The 18,986-nt window shown below is 34.0% G+C and carries 16 protein-coding genes; 4 read left to right on the top strand and 12 right to left on the bottom strand.

Annotation, left to right across the window (positions count from 1 at the left end; all coding sequences use genetic code 11):
• Positions 1-25: 25 nt before the first annotated feature.
• The gene (gene mfd, locus GB234_RS02835) at positions 26-3,415 is read right to left on the bottom strand and encodes a transcription-repair coupling factor (RefSeq protein ID WP_151893004.1); all 3,390 of its coding nucleotides are present in this window, start codon (positions 3,413-3,415) and stop codon (positions 26-28) included.
• 149 nt (positions 3,416-3,564) lie between these two features.
• On the opposite strand from mfd, the gene GB234_RS02840 reads away from it, so the two are divergent.
• Positions 3,565-4,917 carry a dihydrolipoyl dehydrogenase family protein gene (locus tag GB234_RS02840; protein ID WP_151893734.1) on the top strand — a complete coding sequence of 451 codons (1,353 nt, stop codon included), beginning with the start codon at positions 3,565-3,567 and terminating at the stop codon, positions 4,915-4,917.
• A 10-nt stretch (positions 4,918-4,927) separates the two neighbouring features.
• Here GB234_RS02840 and GB234_RS02845 read toward each other — a convergent pair whose 3' ends face one another.
• The 5 genes from GB234_RS02845 to GB234_RS02865 are packed head-to-tail and all read right to left on the bottom strand — an operon-like array spanning position 4,928 to position 11,504.
• Positions 4,928-5,728, bottom strand: a complete 801-nt coding sequence (locus GB234_RS02845) for a TspO-related membrane protein (protein WP_151893005.1) — start codon at positions 5,726-5,728, stop codon at positions 4,928-4,930.
• A 19-nt stretch (positions 5,729-5,747) separates the two neighbouring features.
• Positions 5,748-6,377 (bottom strand): ligase-associated DNA damage response endonuclease PdeM, encoded by a 630-nt coding sequence (gene pdeM, locus GB234_RS02850; RefSeq protein ID WP_151893006.1) that lies wholly within the window; start codon positions 6,375-6,377, stop codon positions 5,748-5,750.
• Complete coding sequence (locus GB234_RS02855; protein ID WP_151893007.1) at positions 6,377-8,881, bottom strand: ligase-associated DNA damage response DEXH box helicase; 2,505 nt, start codon at positions 8,879-8,881, stop codon at positions 6,377-6,379. Before GB234_RS02855 ends, pdeM begins: the two co-directional genes overlap by 1 nt.
• Entirely contained in the window at positions 8,878-10,476 is a 1,599-nt protein-coding gene (locus tag GB234_RS02860) for an ATP-dependent DNA ligase (protein WP_151893008.1), read from the bottom strand. The genes GB234_RS02855 and GB234_RS02860 overlap by 4 nt, the downstream gene beginning before the upstream one ends.
• Positions 10,473-11,504 carry a ligase-associated DNA damage response exonuclease gene (locus GB234_RS02865; RefSeq protein ID WP_151893009.1) on the bottom strand — a complete coding sequence of 344 codons (1,032 nt, stop codon included), beginning with the start codon at positions 11,502-11,504 and terminating at the stop codon, positions 10,473-10,475. Before GB234_RS02865 ends, GB234_RS02860 begins: the two co-directional genes overlap by 4 nt.
• 252 nt (positions 11,505-11,756) lie before the next feature.
• Here GB234_RS02865 and GB234_RS02870 point away from each other — a divergent pair, with 252 nt between their 5' ends.
• Positions 11,757-12,182, top strand: coding sequence for a tellurite resistance TerB family protein (locus GB234_RS02870; RefSeq protein ID WP_151893010.1), 426 nt, complete (start codon positions 11,757-11,759; stop codon positions 12,180-12,182).
• A gap of 3 nt (positions 12,183-12,185) precedes the next feature.
• On the opposite strand, the gene GB234_RS02875 is transcribed toward GB234_RS02870, so the two are convergent.
• From GB234_RS02875 to fbp, 6 genes are all read right to left on the bottom strand, one after another.
• Entirely contained in the window at positions 12,186-13,691 is a 1,506-nt protein-coding gene (locus GB234_RS02875; RefSeq protein WP_151893011.1) for an ATP-binding response regulator, read from the bottom strand.
• The gene (locus tag GB234_RS02880) at positions 13,688-14,179 is read right to left on the bottom strand and encodes a Rab family GTPase (protein WP_151893012.1); all 492 of its coding nucleotides are present in this window, start codon (positions 14,177-14,179) and stop codon (positions 13,688-13,690) included. The genes GB234_RS02875 and GB234_RS02880 overlap by 4 nt, the downstream gene beginning before the upstream one ends.
• Before the next feature lie 106 nt (positions 14,180-14,285).
• Positions 14,286-14,654 (bottom strand): hypothetical protein, encoded by a 369-nt coding sequence (locus GB234_RS02885; protein WP_151893013.1) that lies wholly within the window; start codon positions 14,652-14,654, stop codon positions 14,286-14,288.
• Between the two features lie 166 nt (positions 14,655-14,820).
• Positions 14,821-15,651 (bottom strand): cell envelope biogenesis protein OmpA, encoded by an 831-nt coding sequence (locus GB234_RS02890; protein WP_151893014.1) that lies wholly within the window; start codon positions 15,649-15,651, stop codon positions 14,821-14,823.
• A 31-nt stretch (positions 15,652-15,682) separates the two neighbouring features.
• A complete protein-coding gene (locus tag GB234_RS02895; protein ID WP_151893015.1) occupies positions 15,683-16,033 on the bottom strand; it encodes a fructose 1,6-bisphosphatase in 351 nt (116 codons plus the stop codon).
• Between the two features lie 61 nt (positions 16,034-16,094).
• The gene (gene fbp, locus GB234_RS02900; RefSeq protein WP_151893016.1) at positions 16,095-17,099 is read right to left on the bottom strand and encodes a class 1 fructose-bisphosphatase; all 1,005 of its coding nucleotides are present in this window, start codon (positions 17,097-17,099) and stop codon (positions 16,095-16,097) included.
• A gap of 82 nt (positions 17,100-17,181) precedes the next feature.
• Between fbp and GB234_RS02905 the strand changes: the two genes are divergently transcribed.
• On the top strand, positions 17,182-17,649 hold the full coding sequence (locus tag GB234_RS02905) for a GNAT family N-acetyltransferase (protein WP_151893017.1): 468 nt from the start codon (positions 17,182-17,184) through the stop codon (positions 17,647-17,649).
• A 55-nt stretch (positions 17,650-17,704) separates the two neighbouring features.
• A complete protein-coding gene (locus tag GB234_RS02910; protein ID WP_151893018.1) occupies positions 17,705-18,964 on the top strand; it encodes an aspartate kinase in 1,260 nt (419 codons plus the stop codon).
• Positions 18,965-18,986 lie beyond the last annotated feature (22 nt).

Below are 18,986 nucleotides of genomic sequence, written 5' to 3' on the forward strand. Positions count from 1 at the left end.
AAGATACATTTTTACAAAGCAACACTTATGCCGAAAAATTGTCTAATACATTTAATGCCTTTTGGACAGAAGTTACGCGCTCAATAGTGAGCAATAAACGAAGTCCATTACGGGTATTTTTTTCTTTCATTTTTACCTGCTGTGAGTGTGTTTGAACAAGCTGTAAGACTTTTGAAAATGACGGACTTTGATAATAGTCACTCTGCTGGTCACTCACAAAATAACCCACAAATTTTCCTTCTTTCATTAATACTCGCTCGAGTCCCATCTTTTGAGCAATCCATTTTATACGCACGCTGTCTAGTAAGTCTGTTACCTCTTCGGGTAATTTTCCAAAACGGTCTTCTAATTCTTTCTGAAATTTTGATAATCCTGCCTCATCTTTTAACTCATTTAATTTTGTATATAAGTTGAGTCTCTCTGTAATATTATTGACATAATCATCCGGGAATAGCAACTCAAAATCAGTGTCTAAAACTACCTCTTTGACAAAATTACGTTTATCATAATCTTTAGTTTCATAAAGGTGTTTAAACTCTTTTTCTTTTAATTCGTCAATCGCTTCACTAAGTATTTTTTGATAGGTTTCAAACCCTATTTCATTGATAAAGCCACTTTGTTCACCACCTAATAAATCTCCCGCTCCTCTAATTTCTAAATCTTTCATGGCAATATTCAACCCACTCCCTAAATCGCTAAACTGTTCAAGCGCAGTAATGCGTTTTCGGGCATCATCTGTCATTACAGAGTAAGGTGGTGTAATAAAGTAACAAAATGCTTTTTTATTACTTCGACCCACACGACCACGCATTTGATGTAAATCACTTAGTCCAAAATTATTCGCATTGTTTATAAAAATGGTGTTAGCGTTAGGAACATCAAGTCCACTTTCAATTATAGTAGTTGAAACTAATACGTCAAATTCATTGTTCATAAAGCCGAGCATTAGGGCTTCTAGTTTTTTTCCTTCCATTTGCCCGTGACCTATCCCTATTTTTGCATCAGGCACTAATCGCTGTATCATCCCAGCTACTTCTTTAATATTCTCAATACGATTATGTACAAAATATACTTGCCCACCCCTTGAAATTTCGTAACGAACTGCATCTCTAATTGTTTCTTCACCAAAACGAATTACATGCGTTTCCACAGGGTGTCTGTTAGGTGGTGGCGTAGTTATAACGCTTAAATCTCTTGCTGCCATTAAACTAAATTGCAACGTACGAGGGATGGGAGTTGCAGTTAATGTAAGCGTATCAATATTTTCTTTAATAGTCTTTAATTTGTCTTTGACAGAAACCCCAAATTTTTGTTCCTCATCAATAATCAACAACCCAAGATCCTTAAATTCAACACTTTTGCTTACTAGTTGGTGGGTGCCAATTACAATATCTAGCCGACCGTTTTTTAGATTTTCAAGAACTCCTTTCCTTTCTTTTGCTGTTCTAAAACGGTTGAGGTAATCCACTTTAACGGGCATGTCTTTGAGGCGCTCACTAAACGTTTTGTGATGTTGAAATGCTAATATTGTAGTGGGTACTAGAATTGCAACTTGTTTTCCATTGTCCACAGCTTTAAATGCGGCTCTAATGGCCACTTCAGTTTTTCCAAAACCTACGTCTCCACAAACTAGACGGTCCATTGGACGTTCACTTTCCATATCTAGTTTTACATCTGCAGTTGCTGTACTTTGATCTGGAGTGTCCTCGTAAATAAAAGAGGATTCTAGCTCATGCTGTAAATAACTATCTGGATCGTATTGAAACCCTTTTTGTAATCTTCGTTTTGCATATAATTCAATCAAGTTAAATGCTATATGCTTAACACGCGCTTTAGTTTTTTGCTTTAGTTTTTTCCAGGCAGCGCTACCTAATTTATAAATTTTAGGGGCTGAACCATCCTTGCCGTTATACTTACTTATTTTGTGTAACGAATGAATGCTGAGGTATAAAATATCTCGTTCTCCATAAATAAGCTTAATTGCTTCCTGCTGTTTTCCTTTGACATCTATTTTTTGAAGTCCGCCAAATTTTCCAATCCCATGATCAATATGAGTTACAAAATCACCTACCTCAAGGTTTGTTAATTCTTTTAAAGTTATGGCTTGCTTTTTTGCATACCCATTTTTTAAATTGAACTTATGATAGCGCTCAAATATTTGATGATCTGTATAACAAACAGTTTTATTTTCATTGTCAACAAAACCTTGATATAAAGGAAAAACAACGGTTTCAAATTGTTCTACATGCCCTTGGGCATCCTCAAAAATATCATGGAATCTTTTTGCTTGTTGCTCACTACTGCAAAAAATATAATTTGTAAACCCATGTGTAGTATTTTCATTTAAGTTTTCAATTAACAAGTTAAATTGCTTGTTAAATGATGGCTGAGGAACTGTCGAAAAATGAATAGTATTTTCTACTTGAGCTTGTCTTAAAGCTTCTGTCTCTTTTTTCTCTTTAAGGTTTAACCTATTACCAGATTTTAACGTAATAGTTTTAAAACTCTCTAACTGTTTTTTTAATAGAGCTGAAGTGCAAAAAAGGTCGATGGGCGCAGCCATTTTAATTTCACCTTTTTGAGCGTTATAGGCTTCAGTTGCTTTTTCAAAAAGTTTATCCATTGCACCACTTAATAACTCCTCATTTTTAAGACAGACAATTGTTTTTGAAGAAACATATTTTAAAAAACTTTCACGTTTTTCATCCATTAACTTGTTCTCCACATTTGGAATGATATACACTTTCTTTAACTGCTCTAGAGATAATTGTGTTTCAACATCAAAGGTGCGAATGCTATCTACATCATCACCAAAAAACTCAATACGATAAGGCTCATCATTACTGAAACTAAAAACATCCAAAATTCCTCCACGGACCGAAAATTCGCCTGGCTCGGTTACAAAATCGGTGCGTTTAAACTTATAAGAAAATAAAAGTTCGTTGACAAAATCTATAGATAATTGATCATCAACAGCAATTTTTAAGGTGTTTTTATCCAGCTCTTTTTTAGTGACTACTTTCTCAAAAAGTGCTTCGGGATATGTTACAATTAACGAGGGTTTTCTTCTTGAATTAATGCGGTTTAATACCTCACTTCGTAGTAAAATATTTGCATTGTCTGTTTCATCAATTTGATAAGGTCTTCGATAGCTTCCAGGATAAAAAAGCACATTGTCTTCGCCTAATAAATTTTCAAGGTCATTAAGGTGATAAGCGGCCTCTTCTTTATCATTTAGAATAAAAAGAAAAGGTTTATCAGTGGCTTTAAAAGTTTCGGCAATTATTAATGAAGTTGCACTACCTACAAGTCCAGATACAACACAGTTTTCCCTGCCTTCTTTAGAAAGCTGGGTGTTTAATTTTTTCAAAGCATCACTCTTTGAAAATAGGGAACGAACTAAACTTTTTGACATGTAAATGCAAAAATAAGTCAAAACCAGTAATGCTTCAAAACCTATGAAGCTTTTAATGCTAAGTTTAGCAATTCCATAACATAGCGTTGCAATTTGTTAGGTTACTTTTAAGAAATAATAAAAACAAACCGCATTTGCGGAAATATTCTATGGGAAAAGAGCACTACGATGTATTTGTAATAGGAACTGGAACTGCCGGAAAAGGTGTAGCAAAAGATTGTGCTGCAGCAGGAATGAAGGTTGCAATCGCAGACAATAGAGAATATGGTGGCACATGTCCCAATCGTGGTTGTGACCCAAAAAAAGTTTTAGTTGGCGCTACGGAAATTATACAACTGGCACATAATTTAAAAGGAAAAGGCATTGTAGAGGTGCCAAAAATAAATTGGGCAGACCTCCAAAAATTTAAACTGAATTTTACTGATGCCATTCCTGCTGCCACAGAAAAAGATTTAGAAAAAGCAGGAATTGAAATGTATCATCAATCACCAAAATTTATTGATGAAAACACACTTTCGGTAGAGGGTAAAACAGTTACCGCAGACAAGATTGTAATTGCTACAGGAATGCACCCAATGGAGTTAAAAATTAGTGGAAGAGAACATCTTTTAAAAAGTGAGGATTTTCTTGAATTAGAAACCTTACCTGATGAAATAATTTTTGTAGGTGCCGGATATATAGGGATGGAATTTGCACATATAGCAGCAAGATGCGGAAGTAAAGTAACAATTGTAGAACGCGGAAATCGACCTTTAAATCCATTTGATGAAGATATTGTATCGCATCTTACAAAAGCTTCAGAATCATTGGGTATTAACTTTATTTTTAATGCCGAAGTTACTGATGTTGAATTGTTACAAAAAAATTACCGCGTCTCATTTCAGAAAAACGGTAATACAGAAACCATAAAGGCTAAAGCAGTTTTTAATACAGCTGGGCGGGTGCCATCAATTGAAGCATTAGAGCTTGAAAACGGTAACGTAGCATTTGAAAAGAAAGGGATTTCTGTTAATGAGTTTTTACAGAGTACGACCAATAAAAATGTGTATGCTTGTGGAGATGTTTCGGCAAGTGGAAGTTTGCCTTTAACACCAGTTTCTTCTCAAGAATCAAGAGTAGTTTCCACAAATATTTTAAAGAAAAATATACTTAAAATGGATTTTCCGCCGGTGCCTTCGGTTGTATTTACACTTCCTCAAATTGCAAGTATAGGTCTTACTGAAGATCAAGCTAGAAAAGAAGGGTTTGATTTTAAAGTTGAGTATAAAAGTGTGCCTAAATGGTTTAATGCCAAAAGGATAAATGATGATACTTATGCGTACAAAACAATTGTTGATAAAAAACGCAACCTTATTTTAGGGGCACATATTACAGGTGCAAATGCAGGCGAAATGATAAACCTTTTTGTTCTTGCTATGTGTGGAAAATTACAACCAGATGATCTTAAACAAATGATATTTGCATACCCAACGTGGGGTAATGATATTAAAGGGATGGTTTAAAATAGATGTATTATTTGCCCTTAAAATACTCAATACATTTTTTTGCAGGATTTGTATTTTTATTTTTTAATGCATGAATACTACTGCTTAGGATTAAAACTCCAGCGCATGTGTAAGCAACTATTTTAATAATTTCATAACTTTCCGTATTAGCTACTCCTATTGCAATTAATGCCCATGCACCTACGAGTGCAAACTCGCGCATATTACGTTTCCAAGTTACGATTAGATTGATGGATGTTGCTATACCTATTAGCAATAGGGTCCACATTTCTGCAGCAATCCCAAATCCATTCCAATCGATTTTAACTAAATATACTGTTACATTTGCGATGCAAGCCACTGTTAACCAACCACTATAAATAACAAATGGCCACCACAAAAAAGCGATTACCGAGATGGGTTTGTCATCTAATTCCATGCGGTTGCGAAGTATTATTTGAAGTAAACAAAAAAGCATAAAGAAAATTATAAATGTTGAGGTTAATATCATATCGCTTACAAAAAGGTAGCACCAAGCGCTGTTTGCGATACAACTTAAAATAAACCAAAATCCTGTTTGCTCAATAAATTTATCATCACGCACATTTACAAAAAGGCTTCGTGATTGATAGATTACAAAACCCAATAATAGCATATAAATTAAGCCCCAGATAGAAAATGCGTAACCAGCGGGTGTAAAAAGCGTGGTATATTTTGCACTCATGTCTGCTTGAGTGGTGTCATTAAAAACCCCTGCTGCAGAAGCATAATTAAAATATATAGTAATGATAAAGGCTATAATATTTCCTATTTGTAATGTTTTTTTCATGTTGTTTTTTTATAACTGATTAAGATACAGAAACTACTTCTCCATCTACTAAGACAAATATTTCATCGTCCTTTGTTGGTTCTAAAATGTATTTACCTGTGAAATTTCCGAAAGCAGGAAAAATAAGTTGATTTTTGGTTTTAAAAAAGCATGCAAATTTCATTGTCTGTCTTCCCAGTCCTTGCATTCTTACTCCGGGATGAATATGTCCACAAAAATTAAAAAATGCATCTCGTTTTGTGGGATGGTGTGTAAGCAAAAAAGAATCGATAATAAGTTCGTCTTCAATTTGTACTCCTAAATCTTTGAAAAGGTATTTAGGAATGACATCGTGATTGCCATTAACTAAAATAATTTGTGCATTTGTATATTGCGTCCAACTTGCAAAATCTTCCCATTCAGTATTTAATTTACTATGAAATAAATCTCCTAAGAAACATATGTTTTTAGGTCGAAACTCATCTACAGTATTAGTGAGTCTTTCTAAATTTTCATGGGCAACATGCGCAGGAATTGCAGCACCATGTTTTCTGAAATGTGCCACCTTTCCTAAATGTACATCTGCAATTAATAACATAGACTGTTCCTGCCAGAAAATAGCACCACTTTTGTGCAGATCAAATGTATTATTATGAATCTTAACAACCACTATTTCATCAATTTTAAAGTCATACGTTTAATTCTATCTTTCAATTTTTCTGAAGAAAGTTTTTCTCGCAATCTATCTGTTATAATGGGAAAACTAAACGGGGTGGCGTCTTCGCATTGTTTCCAAACAATGGTTTGTTTAGCAATTCTTTCAAGTGCTAATTGTAAACGGCCCTCTTCCATTTCATGTTCAAAAGTTTCTCTAAAAGCCTGCTGGTATAATAAATTATCTGGTTCATAATCTCTAAACACATCAAACAACAATTGCGAGTTACTTTGTAGATGTTTAGTTTTTATTTGTTTACTTGGATACCCTGTAAAAACCATCCCGCTAATTACTGCAATATCTCTAAATTTTCTTCTTGCGAGCTCTGTACTATTTAAACTTTTTTGAAGATCGTCAAATAAATATTCAGTACTAAAAAGATTGTTGTCAATTACATTTTGAATGTCTAATGGCTGGTCGCTTAAAAGTTCAAAACCATAGTCATTGTAGGCAAGTGAAAATGTTATGGGACTTAATAAACTTATTCTATATGCTAATAATCCCCCCATAGCCATATGGACAAAGCGACCTTCGAAAGGATAAAACACATTGTGATACCCTTCTCTGGTTTTAAAAGTTTCTATTAAAAACTCATTATTCCCTGGTACAATACTTTCTAATTCTTGGCGGTCAAAAATATCACTGAGTGCTTTTAATTCTGGTGTGTTACGTTTATGGTCTGCTTCGCTTTGTAATTCGTTTCTTAAAATTTCACTCATTTGCGAAGATAGCGCCATTCTACCTCCCATAAAACTCACAATATTTCTTGTTTTTTTAGAGCTGCGGCGCACTTGTGCAGCCATGTTTCGTAATCGCACTAATTCTAACGTTCTTCCAGCAAACACAAATGTGTCACCGGGTTTCATTTTGCCAATAAAGAACTCTTCAATTGTCCCTATAAAACCTCCAGAAACATATTTAACCTGTACCATCGCATCACTCACTATTGTGCCAATTGATAATCTGTGCATCATCGCCGTTTGCCTACTATCAACATAAAACCTACCGTCATCATCAACTAAAACTCTTTTGTATTCATCATAGGCTTGGAGGCTTTGACTGCCCAGTGTTATAAAATTTAGACACCATTGCCATTGCTCTTCAGTGATGCCTTGAAAACAAAACGTAGCCTTAATTTCTGGAAATATTTTCTTCGGAAAAAAGCCATCGCTCACTGCTAATGTTACCAAGTACTGTATTAAAACATCAAAACTTAACAAATATGGAATTCTATCTTCCATTACTTCTCCCTTCACCGCTTTTTTTAAAGCCGAAGCTTCAATCAACTCCATAGCATGTGTAGGTAAAAAATGTATTACCGAAGGTTCACCTGGACGGTGGTTACTGCGTCCAGCACGTTGTAAAAACTTTGCAATCCCTTTAGGTCCGCCTATTTGTATAATAGTTTCTACTGGTGCAAAATCAACACCTAAATCCAAACTTGATGTGGCAACAACAGCTTTTAAAGATTCATTTCTAATAGCTTGTTCTACCCACAAACGTGTTTCTTTATTAATACTTCCGTGGTGCATTGCTATCTCTCCAGCAAACTCTGGATATTTTTCAAGTATTTTTTGAAACCAAATTTCGCATTGACTTCTCGTATTTGTGAAAATTATTGTGGTCTTGCTCTTATTTAGGATAGGTATAATTTGATCAAGAAGGTGCAATCCTAAATGTCCTCGCCAAGGAAATGTTTCCATTTTTTTAGGAATAATAGACTTAACAACAATTTTCTTTTTGAGATTGGCTTTAATTAATATTGAATTTGCACTGCCTTCAAAATCTTTTATTTCATTGTCTTTGACTGCACTTAGGCTGTTATCATTGCTGGCACCTAACAATACATCTTGAGCTTGCTCAAGATTTCCAATAGTTGCCGAAATCCCCCAGATTCTCATTTGAGGTGATACAGTTTTTAAACGTGAAAGTGCCAGTTCCATTTGTACACCACGTTTGCTTCCCAATAATTCGTGCCATTCATCAACAACAACGGCTGTTAAGGTTTTAAAAATCTTATCATACCCCTTTGAAGCAAGTAATAGCATTAAACTCTCTGGAGTTGTGATGAGCAAATCTGGCATATTTTTTTTTTGCTTTGCACGTTCACTTTGGCTTGTATCCCCCGTGCGAATCCCTACGGTCATACCAGTTTCTAAATCATCTGCAAAACGTTGTGCGGCTTGTTTAATCTCAACCGAAAGTGCTCGCAGTGGAGTTATCCAGATTGCCTTTATCCCTTTAGTGTGTTTTGTTTTATAGTCAGGATTGTCTTTAATGTATTGTAGTACAATAGGTGTCCACAACGCATAGGTTTTACCGCTTCCTGTAGGAGCATTTAATAAGCCATTTTTGCCATCAAGAAATGCATTCCATGTTTTCTTCTGAAAAGGGAAAGGTTTCCAGCCTTTAGTTTCAAACCAAGAATCTGCTATAGAAGTAAGCTGAGAATTTTTCATTTAGGTATCATCGCTTTTAAATCCTCAAGCGTATTTGCTTCCTCCATAGGCTTGTCTTGTCGCCATCTTAAAATTCTAGGAAATCTTGTAGCGATACCACTTTTATGCCTGCTACTTTCTGCAATTCCTTCAAAGGCTATTTCAAAAACATGATGTGGTGTCACGCTACGAACCGGACCAAAACGTTCGAGTGTATTTTTCTTAATCCACGCATCTACTTTTCTAAACTCTGCATCTGTTAATCCGGAGTATGCTTTTGCAAATGTTACAAGTTCTCCGTCGTTCCATAGCCCAAAGGTGTAATCTGTAAATAAATTTGAACGTCGCCCGTGTCCTCGCATGGCATACGTTAAAACGGCATCAATTGTAAATGGATCTGTTTTCCATTTCCACCAATCTCCTTTTTTCCTTCCTACTAAATATGGCGAATCTTTACGTTTTAACATTAGTCCTTCACTGTGTTTCTCTCTCGAAATTTCGCGTTCTGCAGCTGCATCTTCCCAGTTTTCAAATTTCATAGTAGCGCTGAGGTATAAGCCTATTTCATCACAATCACATTCTGAAATTAATTTGTCTAAAATCTTCCTTCTTTCTAAAAAGGGATGTTGTCTAATATCTTTTCCTTCCCATTCAAGAATGTCATACGCATTTAAAATAACAGGCGTTTTTTTTAGTAATGCTTTGGAAATATTTTTCCTTCCTATTCTAGTCTGCAACTCATTAAAGTTTCCAATTGTCCCATTTCCGAAGGGAAGAATCTCACCATCCAATACAGTTCCATTAGGTATTTTAGAAAGGAAACGTTGAAATTCTGGGTATTTGTCTGTGACTAATTCTTCTCCTCTTGACCATACAAAGACCTCATCATTTCTAATGATTACTTGACTTCGAATTCCATCCCACTTGTGCTCAAAACTCCAATCATTTATATCGCCTAAGTCATTTTGAAAGTTATCTTCAACGGCATAAGCGAGATAGAATGGGTATGGCTTACTGAGGTAATCCTCCTCAATTGTTTCTAAAATTAATTTTGTATAAGTCGTGGTTAAAGGCGTCCAATCGCCCATAAGTTTATATGCTAGAATATCTTCATCAATGTCTGTAGCTTTTGAAAGTGCCCGAGTCATCAATTTTTGACTGACCCCAATGCGGAACCCTCCGGTAATTATCTTGTTAAAAACAAATCGTTCAAAATAATTGAGTTGCATCCAGTTGGTTTGTAAATATTCTTTTTTGTCTTCTTCTGGAAGTGCTTTGAGGGCGATAATTTCATTGATGTATTGCGTCAATGATTTTGTGCTACTTTCTATATTTTCTTTATTAGGGAGAATTAACGCAATGGTTTCTGCAAGGTCGCCTACAATGTGATAACTTTCTTCAAATAGCCATAAAGGAACACCACTAATCTCTGTTGCCCATAGCCTTAAAAGAGTTGTGTTTACAGGTCGTTTAGGTCTTCTGTGCGATAATATAGCAATAGTCCATAATTTGTCATCGTCGTCTGCACTTTTTAAATATTGAGTGAGTGCTGCGACTTTCTCCGTAGTTTTATTTGTTGTATCAAGCTTTTTTATGAGTTGTGCAAAATCTTTCATGCTTCGTCTTCCTTTTCTTTTTTAGATTCTAATTCGCCTTGTTCTCCTTCATATTGTGTTTTTTCGGTGCGTGCATCTAGGCCCATTTCTTCGCGGAGATATCTTGAGAAAATATCTGTATACCCATGGGTGGCGATTACTTTTTGTGCTCCAGTAGCTTTTACAGTTTCTAATAATCCATCCCAATCTGCATGGTCACTGAGGACAAATCCACGGTCGATGGCGCGTCTTCTTCTCGCTCCTCTAAATGTCATCCAGCCACTTGCGCTTGCTGTAACATAAGGGACCATTTTGCGTATCCAAGTGCCACCATGGGCACTAGGTGGTGCGATTACAATATTACCAAGCAATTCTTTTTTTGTGGTCTCCCTTGTAATGCGTATTGTTTGATGGAAATCATAATTTTCTCGCAATACTTGTGTCATATTTTCAATTGCTCCGTGCGTGTATATCTTTCCAATTGATGGGTCAATGTGTTTTAATAATCGTTGAGCTTTTCCTAAAGAATATCCAAAGATGATGGATGTTTTATTTTCTGTTTGGTTTGCAGCCCACCAATTATTAATGTCTTCAAAAACTTGTTTTTGAGGCGTCCATTTAAACGCTGGTAACCCAAAAGTACACTCGGTAATAAATGTGTTACATTTTATTAACTCAAAAGGCTCGGCAATACCATCATTTTCGGTTTTAAAATCTCCTGTGAATACCCAAACTTCTCCTTTGTATTCAACTCTTACTTGGCTTGAAGCGACAATATGACCGGCTGGGTGTAAACTAAATTTTACGCCATTTATGGTAAATGTTTCGCCCCATTCTTTTCCTGCTACAGTGATGTCTCCCAGTCTGTGTTTTATGATGGGTACATTGTTATGATGTGTAATATATTGTTTATGTCCCCAACGACTGTGGTCTGCATGCCCATGCGTGATAATACATTTATCGACAGGCTTCCACGCGTCAATATATACATCTGCTTCTTTGCAATAAATACCTTTAGTATTGAAGATGAGTAATGGGTGTTTTGGCATTTTTAATCCTTTTACTATAAAAATAATACATCCATTTTTTAAAATTTCAGAATTAAGAAAAGTTTAATCTTCGGAAATGTGATAAGCATTTAAAATATGAAGAATGACTAATTACAAAACAATGCGAAATCTTTACCGTGTTAAATTTCCGAAGCTAGTTTACTTATGGGTAATAATTTTTTTGCCTTTTTCTAATGCTTTCTTCGGAAATATTTGATACTTAAATTATATTTGCATCAAAATATTTATACTATGTCTTTTACAGGATTATTTGAGAGTGGAGAACACAAGCGTAACTTAGGGCATTTTGCATCTATTGCAAATATGGCTGCTGTTGATGGTGAGTTGAATGCTGAGGAGGAGAAAATGCTACGTCGTTTTGCTCGTAAGCTTGATATCGATGAGTCTGAATATGAAGAGGTGTTGAAAAACCCTACAAAATATCCAATCAACCCACCAAATGATGCTGATCGTCGTCTTGAGCGTATGCATGATTTATTTGAGATGATTTTTGCGGATCATGAGATTGATGATCATGAGCGTTTTTTAATCGAAAAATATGCTATAGGGTTAGGCTATACTGCTGAGTTAGCTTCTAAATTGATTAAGCGTTCTGTTGAAATCTATCAAGGTGGACTAGATCTTGATGATTACCGCTATTTACTTAACAGAAAATAGTTGTTAAAGCTCCTTTAGAATTTTGAATAAGTCTTTTTTAGAATATGGCTTGGCTAGAAATGCGCTTGCTCCAGATTCTAAAATATCATATCTTTCATTAATCATTGTATTGCCAGTGGCAACTATTACTGGAACTTTATTGACACTCTCTTTTGCGTGATTATTTATATAGTCAATAAGTGATTGTGCATTCATATCCTCTAATTGAGATTTGAGTATAACTGCGGCATAGTTTTTTTTATTTAAAAGTTCTTTTGCTTGTGTGCCGTTTTTTGCAAGTTCAAGTATAAATCCTTCATCGTTCTCTAAAAACTGTTTCATAAGTAACATTTGACTAGTTTGATCTTCTTCAATAGCTAGTATTTTTTTACTTATAACGAGGCCGGACCCTTTAGGGACTGTCTTTTTTCTATCATTCTTTTCTCTTGTCTTGAATGGGAGTACAACGGTAAATATTGATCCTTTGTTTTCAGTACTTTTTACGGTGACATTGCCACCCATTTTTATTGATAAGTCTTTGACTATCTTTAGACCTAGTCCTTGACCTATGGGTTTAATTTTTGATAATTGAAGCTGGGAGTAAGATTCAAAAACCTCTTTTATTTTATTTTTAGGAATACCTGTTCCTGTATCTTTAATTTCAAAAGCAATCTCAGCAGTTTTATCTAGATTTTTGATTAATAAAACGTTGATTTCAATAATACCTTCCTTAGTATTAAGGAAAGCATTTTCTAGAAGATTGTAAAATATTTGGTTTAATCTAGTGGGGTCACCTATTAATTTTTGAGGTACTTTCTTATCGAGGTTATAAATTAATTCAATCGAAGAGTCTCTGTATTTTGTTTGGAAATGCTTTGCAATATTAACGACGATTTGAATGAGATTAAACGGGATCTGTTTTAACTCTAATGCGCCTGTTTCTATTTTAGAAATATCCAGTAAATCATCCATTAAAAATTTAATATGTAGTCCAGTTTTGTTGATGACATTTACATATTCTTTTTGCTGGAAATCAAGATTTGTATCCATTAAAACATCTACAAAACCTAATAAATTATTTAAAGGATTGCGCACTTCGTGATTTAAATGTGACAGGAAATTATTTTTAAAAACCTCTTTGGCGTATAATAATTTTCCTTCAAACGAAAGTCTGTTTTTCTCTATTTGAGCTTCGTTTTTTTCTTGAACAAGAGGGTGGGCTTCAGTATAATGTTCTGTGAAATCAATTAATAGCACATAGATAGCGCTTTCTTTTTTAAAGACATCAATATCAAAAATGTAATCTTTATTATTAGTATTGATATTAACGCATGGGTATTTTATAGTTTCAAAATTGTCAGTTAATACATGTTCCAAAGAATAAAAGAATGGGTCTATGTCTGTTAAACTTTTTCCAATTTCAATATTACATATAGTGTTATCACTAGCTTTAATTGTAGTGCTTGAGTCTATTTGTAAAATTTGGATTTTTTGACTTACTAAGCTATTTTTTATTTCTTGCAGACTCATATTGCTAACATTTTTCTAGTAAGTTGCTCAAAGGCATCTTCGACATTATCTCCTTCTTTTGCGCTTGTAAATGTGCAATTTTCAAAACGTTGTGTTTTAAAAAATTCTTCGGAAACTGCTTCGCCAAATTTATCTTTCTTATTTCCAACTATTTCAACTGGGACATTTTCAAAATTATCTTGAAGATACTTCATTTCGGTTTCTAAAGATTCAAAAGTTTCTGGTCTAGATATGTCAAAGACATAAATAAACCCGCTTGTGCCGAGCAAGTATGACTTTCTGGCTTTATCGATTGAAGTGTTTCCTTCAATGTCCCATATTACTAAGGTGATATTATTTCCATCGATGGAAATCTCTTTCTTTTTTACGTGTACACCAACGGTAACTAAATAATCTTCACTGAATTGAGATTCAACAAACCTTCTTATTAGACTTGTTTTCCCAACTCCGAAATGACCTAGCAGGACGATTTTTTTTGGATGTGCCATTGCGTATATTTAATTAAAGATAAATATACTATTATTAAGTAAAATTTAATGGTCAAAATGCGGTATAACTAAATTATGATTCAATAATTTATTCGGTTTTATGAGTTTAACTTTTTTTATTGCCCAACTGTCTTTTAATCTCTTTCTCGTTACGAGATTGTGTTGCTTGTTGTTTAGAAATATAAGCGCTTGTGAAATTAAAGAAAATAATAGATATAAAATTAACTTCCTTTTTTATTGTAATATCACAAAAAACTTGAGTGCTATTCTGCGTAATATTTAAACCGGGATAGGCCATTATTTTTTCTTCTTGGCTTAACAATTGAGGTATAGAAGAAATGAAAATGGGGTGAAAATCATTTATGTTTGATCCAAGGTTAACTTTAAATAGCGTATCGTTAGAGCTTAAAACAATACCGTTAAAATCAACTGTAATGTGATGCAGGATATTCTGAAAAATCAAATTTTGATCCATAATATTAAAACAAATCACAATAGGGTAATCTATTTCTTACAAATAAAAGAAAAAATTAACAGATGTATTTTTAAATATTAAATTTTATAACCTTTTAATGTATTCTTTAATCGAAAAATATGTTATAGTCTTAATAAATGAGTATTCGTAAATGCATTTTAAACAATTAATATTTAATTGCCTTCCATGTTTTGAATAATGTTGTTAATATCTTATCTACTTCATTCCTAGATAAAGAATCAATTTTTGAAGAAATTTTTCTAGAAACTTTTAAAACCCTGTTTTCTAATTTATTTTCAAATGAAGAAGTCATATGGCCAGACATTACAACTGCAATATAGTATGAGTGAAAGTTATAAATATGAATACTATATAGTTCGTAGTCAATCGATTCTAGGTTTTGATTTCCACCTCCAAAGGCATCTTCAACAAAACTTTTTATGGCAGTTAACATACCAGAAACCATGTCTTTGTCAACTTTATTGCTTACACTATAATTGCCCAGTAAAATTCCAGACCCTTTTTGAATTGCAAATATTTCATTAACAATAGGCTTGTCAAGTTCACTTAAAAGTAAATCACCTTCTTTTTGTCCTGTAAATCTTGCTATAACCTTACGTTTAAGACCTTCCATAGAGAAGGTTTTAGCCATTTTTTGATTGATGGCTTCTGAGAGTTTTTCAATTTCTGCGCCTATGTATTTTTTTATCATCTGCCCCATAATAGGGTAGAGAGCTTCAACTACTGCATCTTTAGAATTTGCAATCTCTTCTTTAAGAGTTTTAGTGATAGTAGGTCCAAGAGTTGTAGGTATTTCTTCTATAAACGTTTTAAATCTTTCGTCAAGAATAGGGTCTACTTTTTCCGAAAGCTTTTCCTTGGTATCAATAGTTTGTGTAATGGCATCAATTCGTTCATTTATGGCATTGGCAACCTGTCTGTCATCAATTAACAGAATGTCTCTAAGCAACTGAAGTTTTTCTTCTTGCTCAACCATAACTTATTTTCTGAAATATTAAGGGTGAATTTTATGCGCCTATTTTTTCGCCTAATGCTATAAGCATTTTACTTAGCTCTCTTCTGTCTACTTTTTTCTCCATAAGATCTTCTGTCTTATCGTTCATAGCATCTTCAAGGTCTGTAATTCGAATATTTACATCAGTACTTAAAGAATCAATAGATTGCATTAACTCACCTCTTACTTGGTCAATATATTCTTCTAAAGTAGCTTTCTGCTTGTCAATCTCTTTTTTGACACTGTCAAACTCACTGTTGTATTGTTGAATGTTTTCACCAAAAATAAGATTCTTAATTGCTTCAATTTTCGAAGCAGAATCTATTGGATTAGTTGATTCTTCGGGGTTGTTTTTTTTACTCATGGTCAATTGTTGTTAAAATAAATGTACAAAAAAAATAAGGAAAGGTAATTTTATCGAAGATTTATGCTTTTTGCATGAATTCTTCAGCCTTTTCAACCATATTTTTACTTCCGCAGAAAAATGGTACACGCTGGTGTAACTCGGTTGGGGTGATATCTAAAATACGCTTAAAACCATCACTCGCTTTTCCACCTGCTTGCTCTGCTAAATATGCCATGGGGTTACATTCATAGAGTAATCTCAACTTTCCTTTTGGATCTTTTGCAGTATTTGGATACATATAAATTCCGCCTTTAATCATATTTCTGTGGAAATCTGAAACCAAAGAACCAATATAACGTGAAGTGTAGGGCCTATCCTCCCCTTCTTGTTGACAATATTTGATATAATCTTTCACTCCTTGTGGGAAATGAACATAATTTCCTTCATTAACTGAATATATTTTTCCGTCCACAGGAAATTGCATATTAGGGTGCGATAAATAATAAGTACCAATAGCTGGATTTAAAGTAAAACCATTAACGCCATGACCTGTAGAATATACAATCATTGTGGATGTGCCATAAACGATATAACCTGCGGCTACTTGTTTATTTCCAGGTTGTAAAAAATCTTCTAAGGTTACAGGAGTGCCGGCTTCTGTTACACGTCGATAAATTGAGAAGATAGTACCAACAGATACATTAACATCAATGTTTGATGAGCCGTCAAGGGGATCCATTAAAACAACATATTTATTGTCATTTTTTTTATTACGACCAGTGATAGTAATAAAATCATCCTCCTCTTCACTTGCAATACCACAAACAATTTCTCTATTTGTAAGCGTTTTGATAAAAATATCATTTGCATAAACATCTAGTTTCTGCTGGTCTTCACCTTGGATATTAGTGTCACCTGCAGCGCCAAGAATATCAACTAATCCCGCTTTATTAACTTCGTGATTTACCACTTTTGCAGCAAGACGAATAGAATTTATCAATCTAGAAAGTTCTCCAGAAGAGTATTTAAACTCGGTTTGATTTTCAATTATAAACTCGCCAAGTGTTTGATTTTTCGTTGCCATGAATTCTAGTAGGTATAGATTTGTAGCAAATATCGCTTTTTTTAAGAAATTGAACCGATATTTGTGACACAAAACCCAATCAATGAGCCACCTTATTAGAAAAGCAGTCAAAGAAGATATGCCTGCAGTCCTTGAATTGATAAAAGAACTTGCCGTTTTTGAGAAAGAACCTAATGCGGTTGATGTTTCTTCTAAAATATTAATAAAAGAGGGGTTTGGTGAAAACCCGTTATTTACTTGCTTTGTTGCTCAAGGTGATAACGCTATTGTGGGAATGGCGCTCGTATATTTTAGATTTTCAACATGGAAAGGTCGCACGCTACATCTTGAAGATTTAATAGTAACAGAATCACAAAGGGGAACGGGAGTAGGTGGCGCACTATTTAATGAGGTTTTAAAATTTGCTAAGGAAAACAATGTGAAGCGAGCAGAATGGGTTGTACTTGACTGGAATGAAAATGCTATTAAGTTTTATGAAAAAAGCGGTGCAACTTTATTGAAAGACTGGTATTTAGTACAGATGGATGAAAAGGGGTTAAACAACTATTAGAAAATAATTTTTAATCATAATCATCAGAAAACATAATTTATTTTAAGTATAAGTGATGAAAGTATTCAAATTTGGTGGAGCATCAGTAAAAGATGCACAAGGGGTAAGAAATGTAGTTTCGGTTTTAAAAGAAACAGGAGAAAAGGACTTAGTTGTCGTAATATCTGCGATGGGTAAAATGACAAATGCGCTTGAGCAAGTTGTTAGTGATTACTTCGGAAATATATCACATTTAAAAGCTTCTTTGAATGAAATATTTGTCTTCCATGACACTATTTTAAAAGAACTCTTCATTTCAGAAAAACATCCTATATTTAAAAAAGTAAAAACAATAATGGCACACCTAAGCCAATTTATTGAATCTAATAAATCAAAAAATCATGCATTTGTTTATGACCAGATTGTAAGTTATGGTGAGCAAATATCTACCACGATCTTAACAGAGTATCTTAATGAAATAGGTATTGAAAATACCTGGCTCGATGCTAGAAAATGTATCGTAACAGATGGTAATTACAGGGATGCAAATGTTTTATGGGAGCTTACTCAAAGTAATATATTAGAGAATGTTTCAAATAGAGGAATAACAATTACACAAGGTTTTATAGGTGCTGAAGCTGCAAATAATTTTACAACAACTTTGGGACGTGAAGGAAGTGATTACACTGCTGCAATCTTTGCATATTGCTTAAATGCAGATAACGTGACTATATGGAAAGATGTTCCAGGAGTACTAAATGCAGACCCCAGATATTTTGATAAAACTACCTTGTTAAATCATATTTCATACAGAGAAGCAATAGAGTTAGCTTTTTATGGAGCTTCTGTAATTCACCCAAAAACACTACAACCTCTCCAAAGAAAAGAAATTCCTTTATATGTTAAATCATTTTTTGATGCTAAAGGTAAAGGTACCTGTGTAGGAAAGGGGGTGACGCTAGATCCTAAAACCTCTTGTTTTATTTTAAAGAAAGATTTAGTCTTAATTTCATTATCTTCATTAGACTTTAGTTTTATGATGGAGAATCATATAGGCGATGTTTTTAAATGGCTGCACGAATATAAAATGAAGGTAGAGATGATTCAAAATAGTGCCATTAGTTTTTCAGTAGTTATAAATAACAAATACGACAATTTAGAGGCATTGCTTAGTAAATTACGAGCTACTTTTAGTGTAACTTGGAATGAAAATGTTGTGCTTTATACAGTAAGACACGCTATGCCAAAAGAAATCAAGCAATTAGAATCTGGTAAAACGATATTATTAAAACAGGAAAGCAGAGAGACTGTCCAACTTGTAATTAAAGCTAATTAATCCCGTTTTTATCTATATTTGC

The sequence above is a fragment of the Patiriisocius marinistellae genome, from assembly GCF_009014635.1.
In the GTDB taxonomy this organism is placed as follows: Bacteria; Bacteroidota; Bacteroidia; order Flavobacteriales; family Flavobacteriaceae; genus Patiriisocius; species Patiriisocius marinistellae.